This window comes from Thermoanaerobacter sp. CM-CNRG TB177 (genome assembly GCF_018588165.1).
GTDB lineage: Bacteria > Bacillota > Thermoanaerobacteria > Thermoanaerobacterales > Thermoanaerobacteraceae > Thermoanaerobacter > Thermoanaerobacter thermocopriae.
Genome location: NZ_JAFCAC010000044.1, coordinates 19,816 through 34,795, shown reverse-complemented (window position 1 = coordinate 34,795; position 14,980 = coordinate 19,816). Strand labels below are relative to the sequence as shown.

Sequence of the window (14,980 nt, the reverse complement as noted above, 5' to 3'; positions counted from 1 at the left end):
GCCGGCAGGATAAAAAAATATACAGAAAAGCTTAAACTAGTCTATTCATTTCTTTTTTTAATCTTTTTAAAATCTTTTTTTCTAAACGAGAAATATAAGACTGTGAAATTCCCAACATATCTGCCACTTCTTTTTGAGTCTTTTCTACTCCACCCCCTAATCCAAATCTCAATCCTATTATCTTTTTTTCTCTATCTGGTAATTTCTTTAATGCAGAAGTCAATAATTCTTTTTCTACCTCATCTTCGATATATTTATAAACTGTTTCGTTATCAGTGCCTAAAATATCTGAAAGCAGAAGTTCATTTCCGTCCCAATCTACATTTAAAGGCTCCTCAAAAGAAACCTCTAATTTAGTTTTGCTATTCCTTCTTAAATACATTAATATCTCATTCTCAATGCATCGAGAAGCATAAGTAGCTAATTTTATTTTTTTCTTAGGATTGAAAGTATTAATAGCTTTTATAAGTCCAATCGTGCCAATAGATATTAAATCTTCAATTCCTATTCCTGTGTTTTCAAATTTTTTTGCTATATATACTACCAACCTTAAATTTCTTTCAATAAGTACCGTTTTTGCTTCATTATCTCCTTTTTCCATCTTTGAAATTAAATACATTTCTTCTTCTACAGAAAGAGGTGGAGGTAATGCTTCACTTCCTCCAATATAAAATATACCTTCAGATAAATCTAAAAAATCAAGGATTTTTTTCCACAACAATAGTATTTCTATTTTTACTTTTGTTTTTAGTTGCACTTCCAACACCCCCATTATACTAAAATTTCTGGTGCTAACAACGCCGCATAATTACCATATTTATCTATTTGGCTTTTGTATACTCCTACTATTACATTCCTTATCTCTTTTTCACCTACAACTAATTTATCTGGCTTAAATCCTAACATTATTCCTTTAGACTGTCCTACTGATATAAAGGGTATTAACCTTATCCTTGATAACCATTTTTCCTCTTTCAAAACTTCAAAAATTTTGTTAAAATCTATGTTCTCTTCATTTAATAAAATTTCCATATTATCAGGAAGTATATTTTTCATAGCCGAAAACTCCACTACCACAACAGGCGATTTAGTTAAAGGGTCGTATAATCTATTTCCAGTATCCAATAATCCTTTTATCTCTACTTGTTTTTGAAAAATTTCTATTTTTATGCTGTATAACATTTTTTCCTCTTTTGATTTTCTCACTATATAATCCCAATTAGTATAGAAAAGTAAAATAGCTATCAATATTCCAATCCATAAACTATGTAAATTAAGTTTTGCTGTATATAAAACCGCAAAAATTGTCCCACCTATTGCAAAAGAAATTAGATAAAAAACTGCTAAAATTCTCAAAAATTCTTTTAATGTTTTTGGAGTAAATGCCATATATATTATTAAGAGAGATAAAATAATTTTTGCGAAAACTTCATGAATCATCTTATAAGGTAACAAAAAAATTATTAGGACATAACAGGCTCCCAATAATGCACCTAAAAAAAGTTTAATAGGTTTGCTGTCTTTTTTAGAAAATTTTCGTGTAAGGGATAAAATAAAATAGTTAATAATTAAATTTTCGAAAAAAATTACGTCTAAATACATTCATACCATCCCCGGGGACACTTTTAATCCTTATACAATGTATATTCCCATTTGCCTATTTTATTCATATTATAAAATAAAAATCTCAAATTTATTGTAATATTTTGGTATAAAAATAAGGTTGTTTTTGTAGAATTTTTGCATAAAAAAATCTGCAAAGAAACCTTTGCAGATCAGACTGTAGACAAACTTTCGTAAAGGAGATATTTTGCATAAGGAGCGACTTGTTACAAAGCGGTAACAAAACTTAGCAAGACCGAGGGTGGAGGCAGGGCCGAAGCCATGGATGGCGAAGGCGGGCACCTTAAGGCATGGATGCCGATTGTGCCCGGTACCCTGCCGGAGCCCGAAGGTCGAGCTTTAGTTTTGTCGCTTTGGAACATCGGAGCGACGATGCAAAATATCTCCTTTGAATATTTTTTAACTTTGTCAACAAACTGATCTGCAAAGAAACCTTTGCAGATTTATCGTCTTCCTCTTCTTAAAAAAGTAGGTATATCCAAATCATCACTTTCTATAACATTTTCTAATTTTACTTCAGGCTCCCTAGTGTCTTTTTTCTTTGCTGTATCCTTAGATTTTTCATTTCTTTCAAATCCTGTAGCTATAACAGTAATCCTTATTTGGTCCTCTAATGATTCGTCTATTACTGCACCAAATATAATATTTGCATCAGGGTCAGCAGCCTCATAGATAAAATTAGCCGCTTCATTAACTTCAAATATGGTTAAATTCGGACCTCCTGCAATATTCAAAAGAATTCCTCTTGAGCCTTCAATTGAAGTCTCTAATAGTGGACTATGAATGGCTTGTTTCGCTGCCTCAGTAGCTTTATTTTCCCCAGAAGCTATGCCTATTCCCATATGTGCAAGACCTGTATTTGTCATAATCGTTTTTACATCAGCAAAGTCAACATTGACAAGTCCAGGAACTGCAATAAGATCGGATATACCTTGAACACCTTGTCTTAAAACATCATCCGCTAATTTAAAAGCATCGATCATTGAAGTCTTTTTCTCTACAACTTGCAGTAATCTATCATTAGGAATAGTAATAAGCGCATCTACATGTTTTTTAAGTTCTTCAATGCCCATTTCTGCATGGGCCATCCTTTTTCTCCCTTCAAAGGTAAAAGGCTTGGTAACTACTCCTACAGTCAAAATTCCTAATTCTTTTGCTATTTCCGCCACAACAGGAGCAGCTCCTGTTCCTGTGCCTCCTCCCATGCCAGAAGTGATAAATATCATATCAGCACCTTTTATAACTCGTTCTATTTCTTCTCTAGATTCTTCAGCAGCTTTTTTCCCAATTTCAGGGTTTGCTCCTGCTCCTAACCCTTTTGTTAATTTTTCACCAATTTGTATTTTTATTTCAGCTTTCGATAAATAAAGAGCCTGCTTGTCTGTATTAATTGCAATAAACTCAACACCGCGAAGGCCAGCATCAATCATTCGATTTACAGCATTTCCGCCTCCACCACCAACTCCTATTACTTTAATAGCAGCAAATTGTTCCATATCAGTTTCTATACCTATCACAAAAAACCCTCCTCTTTACGCCCAAAAATCGCTAAATATTTCTTTGAGTTTATCAACTAATTTAGAACTCTTTTTCTCTTTTTTATCAGTCGGTTGGACATTATGCATAAACCTCTTATTGTTATATACATATTTTACCACTCCTACCCCTGCCGAGTAAATAGGAGTTGCTACTCCGATATTTTGCGGAGAACCAATGCGAATGTTTCTATTAAAAATTTTTTGTGCCAACTCTATATTTCCCTTTAAAAAGGAAATGCCTCCACCTGTTATGACTACATTTGTAACAATGTCTTCCAGAACTTTTGCTTCTTCCAATCTCTCATACACAAGCATTAAAAGTTCAGAAACCCTCGCTTCTATTATATCAGATATTTCATTTACATCTGTAGCTGATTTGCTTTTACCTGCTAAACTAGCAATTTTAATTGGTTCCAGCTTTTCAGGGGATAATTTTTCTAGAGTTCCATATTTCTTCTTTATATTTTCGGCTTCTTCAAAAGAAATCTTTAACCCTATAGATAAATCGTTTGTGATATGCCATCCACCGACTGCTATCATAGATGAATAAATAAGGCTGCCATACTTAAAAACAGAAATATCAGTCACTCCTGCACCCACATCAATTAATGCAACCCCCAACTCTTTTTCATCTTTTAAAAGTACTGCTTCGCCCGTAGCTAAAGGGCCTACAATTATTCCCTCTACCTCTAACCCTGCTTTTTTAACGCACTTTTCCATATTTTGAATAGCGGTAACACTACCTGTTACTATAGCGGCATTTACCTCTAACCTTATACCCGCCATTCCAACAGGGTCTTTTATTTCCCCATACCCATCCACAATATATTCTAATGGTATAACATCGATAATTTCTTTATCAGAAGGAATAGCAATGATTTTAGCAGCTTGTAAAACTCTATCCACATCTTGTTTTGTTATTTCTCTATCTTCTCTCGATACTGCTACTACTCCATTGTTTTTATATATAGTCGTCAACCCTCCATATATTTTCAAATACACAGAGGATATTTTTTGGTTGGCCATTCTTTCCGCTTGCTCCACAGACTTTTTTATAGAATAGGCAGTTTCATCTATATCTACAATAACCCCTTTTTTAACCCCATAACACGGATAATAGCCAATCCCAACAATATGCAGTTCTCCATTTTTATCCCCTTCTCCAATAATTGTACATACTTTAGATGTGCCAATGTCTAAACCAACTATTAAATCACCCATTATCAAATCCTCCTTCAGGAGACTGCTATCTTTTTCGCATCTTGTCTATCAGATATCTCCTTATATATGCAAAATTGACAAATAGCCTGCTTCCAAATACAAAAATTGCCGCAAGATAAATAGGAACTCCTAACACATCTCCAATATAAGCAAGGCCTCCTGCCAATATCGCATTGCCAAAAAAGCCAGTTATAAAAATAAGATTATCAAACTTCTCTTCAAGACTAGCTCTAATACCACCAAAAACTGAATCCAACGCTGCAAGAATAGCAACAGATAAATAAGAAACATAAGTGCTGGGGATATTAATTGGCAAAATAAAACCTATCACTATTCCTATTAATAAACTAACTATTATAATATAAGCCATTACTTGTTCTCTCCTTCAACTAAAGGTTTTGCATATCTAAACTTTATCACTCCGTCATATTTTTTAATCAATATATTGTCCGATTTTTTGATATTTACCTCTATTCCCCAAGTAGCTAAAGTATCTACTACTCCACCCTTTAGCTTAAGAGCAGCCTCTAATGTATCAGGGTCTCCAATAGCCTTTATGACATACGGCGCAGAAAAACGCACAGAATTTACATTTACTGTAGGACCAACGCACCTAATTTCTGAAGTAGCAATTAATCTTTGGTCATTTAAAGATATGGCCTCCGCTCCTGCCGCTCTTAGCTCATTTACAACTCGCAATAAGTCCTCATCGTGGACCAGAAATAAATTAGGGTCTTGTCCCGGCGGAACGGCTTGTTTGCTATCATTTATAGTTACAATTACTCCTGGACCTTGAAGGTCAGTCAGTCCTGCTAATTCTTTATATTTTTCTACATCATTTTTCAAAGTTTGAGTAATTACGCTATTCTTGGACGCAGAATCTTCGTAAGCATTTATTTTTGCTTCTAAATCATTAATCTGTTTTAGAAGAGCATCTTTTTCTGACTGCAGTTCCTTTAATTGAGCTGCCAATTCTTCTGCTCTCTGCACAGTAACTACGCCGCTTTTTTTTACTATTTTAAATTGAGTAGAAAGCATTATTCCTAATACTATTGAAACTAAAGCTACGGAAATATATACACTTTTTTTCATAAGTACCCCCATCCTCTATGGCATAAATACTGGATTGCTGTCTCCAATAATTTGAATTGTACCTTTATGATACCCTTTTTCAACCAAATCTTTTAATATTAATTCGGCAAATTTGAAAGAATAATTAATATCAGAAGGATTGTCAAAAGATATATCTATGCCATTTTTTGTAACTAATATAATTTGTCTTTCATTCATATATTTTATAACAGAACAAAAATCAGTACCTTCTATGAGTTCTAAAAGCGTTCCCAAATAACTTTTTTCAAAAATATCATTCAACTTTTTGCCAATTTGATATTTCTCAACTTTTATTCCTTCTATAACAGGAAGTTCAGGGTTATAATCGTCCTTTTTTATTACCACTCCTTCTTTATCTATCATTAAATAGTCTTTTTGATATTTGACTTGTGCAACTATTTGTCTTTCTTTTATAAATATTTCTACAGTATCAGGATATTGAATTTTTACTTTGCTTTCTTTTATATAGGGGTTAGCAAGTAAATTACTTTCTATTTTTTTAGGATTAACTTTAAAAATATTCATTCCATAATCAATCATAGCCAACTCTTTAATATCATTATAAGATAAAATTTGATTGCCTACAACTTTTATGGTTTTAATCTCAAAATAATTTGATTGAAACATAAAAAGGTAAAGCAAAACTATAAATACTAGCGTCACAAACATAAATATTAAAAACCGCTTCTTAAAAGCACTTTCAACCATTAAACCATCCCCTGCTTGTACTTTTCTTTTGCATATGTAAAACAGCATGACGCTGTTTTACATTATTCTTACAATATCCCCTCCCACACTTTTTAAAGCCTTTTCGATTGATTCATATCCTCTATCAATGTGTTCTGCTTCATCTACTATTGTAGTACCTTCTGCCCCCAAACCTGCAATAATCAAAGCAGCTCCTCCCCTTAAATCTCTTGCTACTACTTTTGCACCCATTAGCTTCTCAACACCACGTATTACCGCTACTCTTCCCTCCACTTTTATATCTGCTCCCATTCGTATAAGTTCTTCTGTGTATTTAAATCTATTATCAAATATTGTTTCTGTAACAATAGATGTCCCATCTGCTACAGATAAAACCGAAACCATCTGGGGCTGTAAATCTGTGGGAAAGCCAGGGTATGGCAATGTAACAATCATATCTACTGCTTTGGGGCGCTTATCGCATATAATTTTTATATAATCATTTCCAGCATGTATTTCGCATCCCGTTTCTCTCAATTTTGACAACAATGGTTCTAAATGTTCTTTTAAAGCATTTACTACTGTTAATTCTCCTCGTGTCATCGCCGCAGCACAAAGATAAGTACCCGCAACAATTCTATCTGAAATTATGGTGTATTCCGCATCATGCAATCTTTTTACTCCTTCTATGATAATCGTGTTAGTACCAGCTCCTGATATTTTAGCCCCCATAGAGTTTAAAAAATTCTGCAAGTCTTCTATTTCCGGTTCTTTTGCTGCATTTCTAATGATGGTGACGCCTTCTGCAAAAACTCCCGCCAACATGATATTTTCTGTGGCTCCTACACTAGGAAGGTCTAAGTGAATTTCATTTCCTCTTATCTTCCCACCTTCACATTTAATATATCCATAAGATTCTTCCACTTTAACTCCTAATCTTCTCAAACCCTTAAGGTGTAAATCTATAGGTCTGTGTCCTATATCACAACCTCCTGGAAAACTCATCAAAGCTTTTTTGTTTCTTGATATTAAAGCCCCCATCAAAAATATAGATGACCTCATGGTTCTCATTAAGCTATCAGGTATTTCACTATCTTTTACATCCCTTGCATCTACAATAATGTCTCTGCCTTTAAAAGTTACCTTACAACCTAAATGTTCTAAAATTTCTATCATTGAATAAACATCTTTTAATTTAGGACAATCATGTATTACAGAAATCCCTTCATTTAAAATTGATGCTGCAAGGATGGGTAAAACAGAATTTTTAGCGCCATTTACCTTTAACTCACCATACAGCCTGTTCCCTCCATTAATTTTAAATTTCCCCATCTTATCACCCCTAAATTTAATACAGCTTACACCATATACTATGCATAAATAAGATGGGGTGTTACATAGGGTATTAAGTTATGCTTTTTATAAGCTTGTATATTTTCTCCGCAGCATCAATTTTAGAAATTTTTTGGGCATTATCTCTCATTTTTGAAAGTACTTGAGGATTATCCAAAAGATATTTGATTTTTTTGTATAATTTTTCTGCTGTCAAATCCTTTTCTAAAATAACATAAGAAGCTCCGGCTTTTTCTAACACCCGGGCGTTATACTCTTGGTGATTATTAGCAACATAAGGAGAAGGAATCAAAATAGAAGCAACACCTTTTGCAGTAATTTCTGCCAAAGTAATAGCCCCAGCCCTACAGATTATAATATCTGCGGCAGCATATACATCCTGCATATTGTGACAATAAGGAATTATTTTAACTGTTTCATCTATGTCTATAGTTTCAGTTTTAACTTTTTCCAACACTTTTTCATATTGATTAGCTCCTGTAATTATTAAAACTTGCAAGTTTTTATCCTTTTGCTTTAAAAATTCTACCATTGTAAAATTTATTTTTTCTGCTCCTCTACTTCCCCCTACTGATACTATTAAAGGTTTATCAGAATAAAAACCCAAATTTTTTAAACCTTCCTCTTTAGTAACTTTTAGCAATTCTCTTCTAATTGGATTACCTGTTACCACAACTTTTTCTTTATTTTTAAAATATTTAACTGATTCTTCAAAACTTACCGCTACTACTTTCACAAATCGTGATAGTACCTTATTTGTAAGGCCTGGAAAAGCATTTTGTTCATGAATCAAAGTAGGTATCCCTTTTAAAGCCGCCATCATTAAAACAGGACCGCAAACATATCCCCCTGTTCCAATTACTACATCTGGTTTAAATTCATTTAAAATATTATTTGCTTCCTTAAGACCCACCATTGCTTTATAAATAGTTTTTAACGTATCCAATGATAATTTCCTTTTAAATCCTTGCACAGTAATCGTCTTTAATTCAAAACCTTCTCTTGGTACTAACTCATTTTCTAAACCTTTTTTTGTACCTACAAATAAAATTTGAGCATTTTTTTCATTTTTTAATATTTCCTTAGCAATGGCTATGGCAGGATAAATATGTCCTCCAGTACCTCCACCTGCAAACAAATATTTCAATTATCATCAACTCCTATCTAAATTTGCATATCGTGAAATATTTAATAGTATTCCTACTCCTGCCATCATAATAACTGTAGAAGTACCTCCATAACTTATAAAAGGAAGAGACACCCCTGTAGGTGGCATAGAAGAAGTTGCAACCGCAACATTTATAAGTGTCTGCACTCCTATAAGACTTGTAATTCCTGTAGCTAAAAGGCATCCAAACATATCTGGAGCTTTTGCTGCCACTCTCAAACCTCGCAAAATAAGGTATAAAAACATCAAAAGTATAGTGACTGTACCAACAAGTCCTAATTCTTCTCCAATTATGGAAAATATAAAATCATTGTGAGGCATAGGCAGATACATAAGTTTTTGCCTGCTTCCTCCAAGTCCAACTCCAAACAGTCCTCCAGAACCTAATGCATAAAGGGATTGTACGATTTGATACCCAGATTTTTGAATATCCTGCCACGGATTTAAAAATGTAAATACCCTTTCCCGTATATACTCAAAAGATGAAAAAACAACGACCGCTGCCCCAATTCCTGCTCCAAATAAAGCTCCCATAAAAGATAATTTAGCACCTGCTACAAAGAGAATTATTACAGCCACAATAAATATAATACCAGCTGTACTAAAATTAGGCTGTAACATTATAAGACCAAAAAACAATCCTGCCAATCCTAAGACAGGCATAACTCCTTTTTTGAAACTCTTTGCATAATCAGGATGTTTGTCAAAATATTTTGCCAAGTATATAATAAGAGCATATTTTGCCACTTCAGAAGGCTGTATTGTAAAGCTTCCAACTCCTATCCATCTGGTTGCATTATACCTTTCAACTCCTATTCCAGGAATCAAGACTGCAATAAGCAATCCAATCGAAATAATAAGTAAAGGACCAGCTAACTTTTTTAAAATAGTGTAATCAAAATTCATCATAAAAACCATAGCAAAAAAACCCAATATTACCCATAACAATTGCCTTTTTAAAAAATAATAAGGGTCATTATACATATACTCAGCACTGGCAGAACTAGCACTAAAGACCATAATTACACCAATGGAGACTAGTATTAAAACTGTGAGTAAAATGCCATAATCCACAGGGTACTTTTTTTTCATTATTTTACCTCCTCAACTCTGCCACTGCCTTTTTAAAGATTCTTCCCCTCTCCTCAAAATTCCTAAACATATCCCAACTGGCACAAGCTGGTGATAAAAGTACACTATCTCCCTCTTTCGCACTTTCATAAGCTTTTTTAACAGCTTCTTCTAAGGTACCAGCAAAAAGTATGTCATCTTCAGGATAAGAATACTTCCTTGCAGTATCTCTGATTTTTTTTGCAGTTTGCCCTATCAAAATCAATTTCTTTACTTTCCCATTAAAGGCTTTTACAAACTCATCAAATTCACTACCTTTATCATAACCACCAGCAATTAAAACTATAGGGGTTTTTAAGGCCTGTATTGCTTTAATTGAAGCGTCTGGGTTAGTCCCTTTAGAATCGTTATAAAATTTTACACCATTTATTTCATCAACAAACTCAATCCTATGTTCTACACCTTTAAAAGTCTTTAAAGTATTTGCAATAACATCTGCACTAATCCCTGAAAGATATGCTACTGAAGAAGCGGCCAATGCATTCTCTAAATTGTGTTCTCCAGGAATATAAATTTCCTCTATGTCAATAATTTTTTCAGCATTTCCATTAACACTTATATAAATACTTCCATCTTTTATATATGCCCCATTTTCTAATAAACTTTTTCTACTAAAAGGAAAAACTCTGCATTTAGCCTTATTTTTTAGACTCCAAGTAACAGGGTCATCGTAATTGAGAACAGTATATTCATCTTCTCGTTGATTTTCAAAAATTCTTCCTTTTATATCCCTATAATTTTCAAAGGTTTTATGTCTGTCTAAATGATCAGGAGTAATATTTATTATACAGCTTATTTTAGGTTTAAACTCTTTTATAGTCTCTAATTGAAAGCTACTAATCTCTGCTACTATGAAATCCCCTTCTGCCGCTTCCATGACAGCATAAATAAGTGGATAACCAATATTCCCAGCAACATATACTTTTCTCCCCGTATTTTTAAACATTTCTCCTAATAAAGAAGTAGTAGTTGTCTTGCCATTTGTACCTGTAATTGCATAAATAGGAGCTTTAGAAAACCTATATGCAAACTCCACTTCTCCCAATAATTCAATTTTCTTTTCTTGTGCTGTTTTTACTATATCCGAATCAGTAGGAACACCTGGACTTAAAACAACCAAATCCACACCTTCTAAAAATTCCTTTTTGAATTTACCAAACCTAAAATCTATGGACAAACTTTTAATTTCTTCTAAATTTTCTTTTAATACATCATATTCTTTTTCATCATAAGCTATTACTTTCGCCTTCAAGCTGTCCAACACTTTACACAAAGCTATTCCGCTAACTCCTAAACCTGCCACAAGAACTTTTTTACCCTTTAGTTCCATAATTTGCACTCCTTAGCTTAAACTATAAAAAGATAAAAACATCGCAATTAAAGTAACAATCCAAAAAGCGTAGACTACATTTTGTTCTTGCCATCCTGACAGTTCAAAATGATGGTGTAAAGGACTCATTTTAAAAACTCTTTTACCAAACAATTTAAAAGACAATACCTGAATAATCACTGAAAAAGCTTCAGCCACATAAATAATACCTATCAAGGGCAAAATCAAAGGCAATTTAGTCAAAACCGCGGCAGTAGCTATAGCTCCTCCAATAGCTAAGGAACCAGTATCTCCCATAAAAATTTCCGCAGGATGACGATTATACCTCAAAAATCCTAGCAATCCTCCTGTCAAAGCGGCACTGAACGCTCCATAAGTTATATTATTTAAAAATAAAGCTGTCATAGTGAAAAAAGCCATAACAATAAAAGATACACCTGCTGCTAATCCATCAAGCCCATCTGTCAAGTTTACGCTGTTTACTGTTCCTACAATCACAAAAACTATAAAAGGAATATAAAAATTGCCAAGGTCAATAGTAGTTTTTAAAAAAGGAAAAATCACTTCTGTTCCTACATATTCTTGAGCAAAATATGAAATGATTATCGCAAGTAAAAACTGTCCAATAAGTTTTTCTCTCGCTTTTAAACCTAAAGGCCTTTTAAAATAAACCTTTAGAAAATCATCTGCAAATCCTATTAAACCATATCCCAAAAAACCTAATAACAAAATAGCCAAATATTTATTCCAATGAGAAAAAATTAAAGTAGAAATAACTGTGGCTGTAATAAACATTATTCCCCCCATTGTAGGGGTTCCAGATTTTTTTATGTGGCTTTTAGGCCCATCTTCCCTTACTTTTTGCCCAAATTTTAATTTTCTAAGATAAGGTATAAAAAGAGGACCAGAGGCCAAGCTTAGCACAAAAGCAACAACTGTAGCCAAAATTATCTTTTGTAACATTTTACTTTACCCTCTCCTGTAAAAATTGTACTATTTGTTCCATTTTCATACCTCTTGAACCTTTTACTAAAATTGAATCCCCTTCTTTGATAATATCTTTCAAAATTTCATTAACCTCTTTATTAGTGTTACAAACAAAAATATTATTCTCTTTCATCCCACAAACCTTGGATTCTTCTGCAATATATTTCGACATATCACCAGAGGTTATCAAAATATCTATATGGCTATCTGCCACCAATTTTCCTATTTCTTTGTGGGCTTCTACTGCATACTCACCTAATTCCAGCATATCTCCTAAAACTGCTATTTTTCTCTTAGCAGGTAAATCCCTTAATACGCTTAAAGCTGCTTTCATAGAATCCGGATTAGCATTATATACATCGTCAATAATTTTTATATCACCTATTTTTATTATATTAAGTCTCATTTTGCCTGGTTGAAAATCTTTTAAAGCCTCTGCCATGTCCTCTACATTAATACCAAACTCTAATCCAACACAAATTGCAGCAAGAGAATTGTACACATTGTGAATACCAGGAACCGAAAGCTTTATTTCTTTCGCCAAATTTTTATATTTTAAAGTATATTTTATATCTTTTTCTTCTTTTTCTATATCGCAAGCTTTAATTTCTCCACTTTTTATACCATATCTGTAATACTTACTTGAATACTGCAGAGGAATTTTTGATAGCATATCATCATCTGCATTTAATACAATCACATTTTCCTCTTTAAAATTTTCAATTAACTCAGTTTTTGCTTTTAATATATTTTCTCTTGAGCCTAATTTTTCGATATGAGCAACTCCTATATTTGTAAAAACTGCTACTTGAGGCTCTGCAATATTCTTTAACCTCCTAATTTCTCCAAAACCATTCATTCCCATTTCCACTACCGCAATCTGATGAGTATCTTCCAAATTAAAAATTGTCAATGGCAAGCCAATTTCATTATTAAAATTTCCCTCTGTTTTCAAAACTTTATACTTTTTAGACAATATTTGTGCAATCATATCTTTAGTAGTAGTTTTTCCACTGCTACCTGTCACAGCAATGAAGGGAATATTGAATTTTTTTCTATAATAAGAAGCAATTTTATGCAAAGCTTCTAAAGTCTCATTAACGTAAATGACATTAACTGAAAAATCTTTCAAACATTCTACATTATCCAACCTCGCAGTAATAACTGCACTAGCACCTTTGTCTATTGCATCTTTTACGAAATCTTCTCCATCGTATTTTTCCCCTTTCAAAGGGATAAATAATTCATCTTTTTTGACTTTTCTCGAATCAGTCGAAATTCCCATTACTTTGTCCTTTAAATTTCCTTTTATCAATTTTCCCTCTGTGGCTCTTACAATTTCATCTATTAAAAGTTCCATCATTTATTACCACCTTCAGACAAAATTTCTTTAACTATTTCTCTCTCATCAAAGGGAATAACCTTATTTCCTATAATTTGATAAGTTTCGTGGCCTTTGCCTGCTAATATTATTACATCGTCTTTTTGAGCATTAGTCAGAGCGTATCTTATCGCTTCTTTTCTATTTTCTATTACAACATAAGGGCAATTAGTCTTTTTTATGCCTTCCTCAATTTGTGAAATTATTTCTCTTGGGTCCTCCGAACGAGGATTGTCTGATGTCAAAATGCAAAAATCTGCATATTTTCCTGCAACTTCTCCCATCAAAGGCCTTTTAGTTTTATCCCTATCTCCTCCAGCACCAAAAAGAAGTATTTTTCTCCCAGTTTTATATTCCTTCAAGGCTTCCATTATATTCCGTATTCCGTCAGGAGTATGGGCATAATCTATGAACACATAAAAGTCTTTTCCTGTCTCCACCGGTTCAAATCGACCTTTTACTGTAACTTGACTTAAAGCCTCTCTCACACTTCGCAAAGAAATACCAAGAAAATCAGCCACTGTAATAGCAGCTAAAGCATTGTAGACATTAAACAAACCAGGAATTTTCAATGACATCTCTTCTTTTTTATCTTCAATCTGAACTTTAAACTTTACACCATCTAAACTATTCCTAATATCCTTTGCCATAACATAAGCAAAATCTTCTATACCATAAGTCAAAACCTTTGCTTTAGAACTCTCAATCATCATAGAAGAGTATTTATCATCTATATTGATAACCGACGCCCTCTTTGCCATCTTGAATAACTTACTCTTTGTCTTAGCATACTCTTCCATGTTCTGGTGAAAATCTAAATGGTCCTGGGATAAGTTGGTAAAAATTGCTATATCAAATTCACATTCGTCTACTCTATTTAATGCTAAAGAATGGGACGATACCTCCATAACTACATACTTAACACCTTTGTTCACCATAATGCTAAAAAGCTCCTGCAAATCTAACGATTCAGGTGTGGTATGTACAGAAGGTATCACTTCATCCCCTATCATATTTTGTATAGTCCCCACCAGGCCCACTTTATTATTTTGCCTTTCTAAACTCGCTTTTAGCATATAAGTAACAGAGGTTTTGCCATTTGTTCCAGTCACACCAATTAAAGTAAGTTTGGTAGTGGGGTTATTGTAAAAATTAGAAGCTATTTTCGCCATGGCAGCTCGAGCATCCTCCACTAATACTGTTGTAACCCCGGGATACTCTTTTATTTCCCTATCTACAACTATTGCAATTGCTCCATTTTTAATAGCCTCTTCCACATATAAAATACCATCGGTTTTAAACCCTTTTATAGCAATAAATAAATATTTCTTTTTGGCTTTGCGAGAATCGTAGCACACCCCACCGATGTCTATATTAGGATCTCCTTTTATCTCGCAGTTGACTCCTTTTAAAATATCTATAAGTTTCATGTTAGGCCTCCTCACAAA

At 33.3% G+C, this 14,980-nt stretch carries 15 protein-coding genes; 1 reads left to right on the top strand and 14 read right to left on the bottom strand.

All coding sequences use genetic code 11. The features are described from left to right. Positions 1-31: 31 nt before the first annotated feature. Both sigE and spoIIGA read right to left on the bottom strand, forming a co-directional pair. Positions 32-757 carry an RNA polymerase sporulation sigma factor SigE gene (gene sigE, locus I4N53_RS03220; RefSeq protein WP_214495563.1) on the bottom strand — a complete coding sequence of 242 codons (726 nt, stop codon included), beginning with the start codon at positions 755-757 and terminating at the stop codon, positions 32-34. A gap of 14 nt (positions 758-771) precedes the next feature. Then, positions 772-1,602, bottom strand: a complete 831-nt coding sequence (spoIIGA, locus tag I4N53_RS03215; RefSeq protein WP_214495562.1) for a sigma-E processing peptidase SpoIIGA — start codon at positions 1,600-1,602, stop codon at positions 772-774. Between the two features lie 282 nt (positions 1,603-1,884). Between spoIIGA and I4N53_RS03210 the strand changes: the two genes are divergently transcribed. Beyond that, a complete protein-coding gene (locus I4N53_RS03210; RefSeq protein ID WP_003869009.1) occupies positions 1,885-2,043 on the top strand; it encodes a hypothetical protein in 159 nt (52 codons plus the stop codon). Between the two features lie 23 nt (positions 2,044-2,066). On the opposite strand, the gene ftsZ is transcribed toward I4N53_RS03210, so the two are convergent. The 12 genes from ftsZ to I4N53_RS03150 form a co-directional block, all read right to left on the bottom strand. Beyond that, positions 2,067-3,140 (bottom strand): cell division protein FtsZ, encoded by a 1,074-nt coding sequence (gene ftsZ, locus I4N53_RS03205; protein ID WP_214495561.1) that lies wholly within the window; start codon positions 3,138-3,140, stop codon positions 2,067-2,069. Between the two features lie 15 nt (positions 3,141-3,155). After that, the gene (gene ftsA, locus I4N53_RS03200) at positions 3,156-4,382 is read right to left on the bottom strand and encodes a cell division protein FtsA (protein WP_004402384.1); all 1,227 of its coding nucleotides are present in this window, start codon (positions 4,380-4,382) and stop codon (positions 3,156-3,158) included. 25 nt (positions 4,383-4,407) lie between these two features. After that, entirely contained in the window at positions 4,408-4,752 is a 345-nt protein-coding gene (locus I4N53_RS03195) for a small basic family protein (RefSeq protein ID WP_003871210.1), read from the bottom strand. Further along, on the bottom strand, positions 4,752-5,474 hold the full coding sequence (locus tag I4N53_RS03190) for a DUF881 domain-containing protein (protein WP_004402385.1): 723 nt from the start codon (positions 5,472-5,474) through the stop codon (positions 4,752-4,754). The genes I4N53_RS03195 and I4N53_RS03190 overlap by 1 nt, the downstream gene beginning before the upstream one ends. Positions 5,475-5,489: 15 nt before the next feature. Further along, positions 5,490-6,203 (bottom strand): cell division protein FtsQ/DivIB, encoded by a 714-nt coding sequence (locus tag I4N53_RS03185; RefSeq protein WP_214495560.1) that lies wholly within the window; start codon positions 6,201-6,203, stop codon positions 5,490-5,492. Positions 6,204-6,260: 57 nt separating this feature from the next. After that, positions 6,261-7,514 carry a UDP-N-acetylglucosamine 1-carboxyvinyltransferase gene (murA, locus tag I4N53_RS03180; RefSeq protein WP_009052545.1) on the bottom strand — a complete coding sequence of 418 codons (1,254 nt, stop codon included), beginning with the start codon at positions 7,512-7,514 and terminating at the stop codon, positions 6,261-6,263. Positions 7,515-7,587: 73 nt separating this feature from the next. After that, the gene (murG, locus tag I4N53_RS03175) at positions 7,588-8,682 is read right to left on the bottom strand and encodes an undecaprenyldiphospho-muramoylpentapeptide beta-N-acetylglucosaminyltransferase (RefSeq protein ID WP_009052546.1); all 1,095 of its coding nucleotides are present in this window, start codon (positions 8,680-8,682) and stop codon (positions 7,588-7,590) included. Between the two features lie 6 nt (positions 8,683-8,688). Beyond that, entirely contained in the window at positions 8,689-9,795 is a 1,107-nt protein-coding gene (gene spoVE, locus I4N53_RS03170) for a stage V sporulation protein E (RefSeq protein WP_003867927.1), read from the bottom strand. Positions 9,796-9,799: 4 nt separating this feature from the next. Beyond that, positions 9,800-11,164: a UDP-N-acetylmuramoyl-L-alanine--D-glutamate ligase gene (murD, locus tag I4N53_RS03165; RefSeq protein WP_012269185.1), complete on the bottom strand. Its 1,365-nt coding sequence runs from the start codon at positions 11,162-11,164 to the stop codon at positions 9,800-9,802. 12 nt (positions 11,165-11,176) lie between these two features. Then, positions 11,177-12,127: a phospho-N-acetylmuramoyl-pentapeptide-transferase gene (gene mraY, locus I4N53_RS03160; RefSeq protein WP_009052548.1), complete on the bottom strand. Its 951-nt coding sequence runs from the start codon at positions 12,125-12,127 to the stop codon at positions 11,177-11,179. 1 nt (position 12,128) lies between these two features. Beyond that, positions 12,129-13,514, bottom strand: a complete 1,386-nt coding sequence (gene murF, locus I4N53_RS03155; protein ID WP_009052549.1) for a UDP-N-acetylmuramoyl-tripeptide--D-alanyl-D-alanine ligase — start codon at positions 13,512-13,514, stop codon at positions 12,129-12,131. Then, positions 13,511-14,962, bottom strand: a complete 1,452-nt coding sequence (locus tag I4N53_RS03150; RefSeq protein WP_214495559.1) for a UDP-N-acetylmuramoyl-L-alanyl-D-glutamate--2,6-diaminopimelate ligase — start codon at positions 14,960-14,962, stop codon at positions 13,511-13,513. Before I4N53_RS03150 ends, murF begins: the two co-directional genes overlap by 4 nt. Between the last annotated feature and the right edge of the window lie 18 nt (positions 14,963-14,980).

What these genes read in the sequence shown, in the direction of transcription:
- spoIIGA (WP_214495562.1), bottom strand. Translation starts at nt 1,602, where the DNA reads ATGTATTTAGACGTAATTTTTTTCGAAAATTTAATTATTAACTATTTT.
- I4N53_RS03210 (WP_003869009.1), top strand. Translation starts at nt 1,885, where the DNA reads ATGGATGGCGAAGGCGGGCACCTTAAGGCATGGATGCCGATTGTGCCC.
- ftsA (WP_004402384.1), bottom strand. Translation starts at nt 4,382, where the DNA reads ATGGGTGATTTAATAGTTGGTTTAGACATTGGCACATCTAAAGTATGT.
- I4N53_RS03195 (WP_003871210.1), bottom strand. Translation starts at nt 4,752, where the DNA reads ATGGCTTATATTATAATAGTTAGTTTATTAATAGGAATAGTGATAGGT.
- I4N53_RS03190 (WP_004402385.1), bottom strand. Translation starts at nt 5,474, where the DNA reads ATGAAAAAAAGTGTATATATTTCCGTAGCTTTAGTTTCAATAGTATTA.
- I4N53_RS03185 (WP_214495560.1), bottom strand. Translation starts at nt 6,203, where the DNA reads ATGGTTGAAAGTGCTTTTAAGAAGCGGTTTTTAATATTTATGTTTGTG.
- murA (WP_009052545.1), bottom strand. Translation starts at nt 7,514, where the DNA reads ATGGGGAAATTTAAAATTAATGGAGGGAACAGGCTGTATGGTGAGTTA.
- spoVE (WP_003867927.1), bottom strand. Translation starts at nt 9,795, where the DNA reads ATGAAAAAAAAGTACCCTGTGGATTATGGCATTTTACTCACAGTTTTA.
- murD (WP_012269185.1), bottom strand. Translation starts at nt 11,164, where the DNA reads ATGGAACTAAAGGGTAAAAAAGTTCTTGTGGCAGGTTTAGGAGTTAGC.
- mraY (WP_009052548.1), bottom strand. Translation starts at nt 12,127, where the DNA reads ATGTTACAAAAGATAATTTTGGCTACAGTTGTTGCTTTTGTGCTAAGC.
- murF (WP_009052549.1), bottom strand. Translation starts at nt 13,514, where the DNA reads ATGATGGAACTTTTAATAGATGAAATTGTAAGAGCCACAGAGGGAAAA.
- I4N53_RS03150 (WP_214495559.1), bottom strand. Translation starts at nt 14,962, where the DNA reads ATGAAACTTATAGATATTTTAAAAGGAGTCAACTGCGAGATAAAAGGA.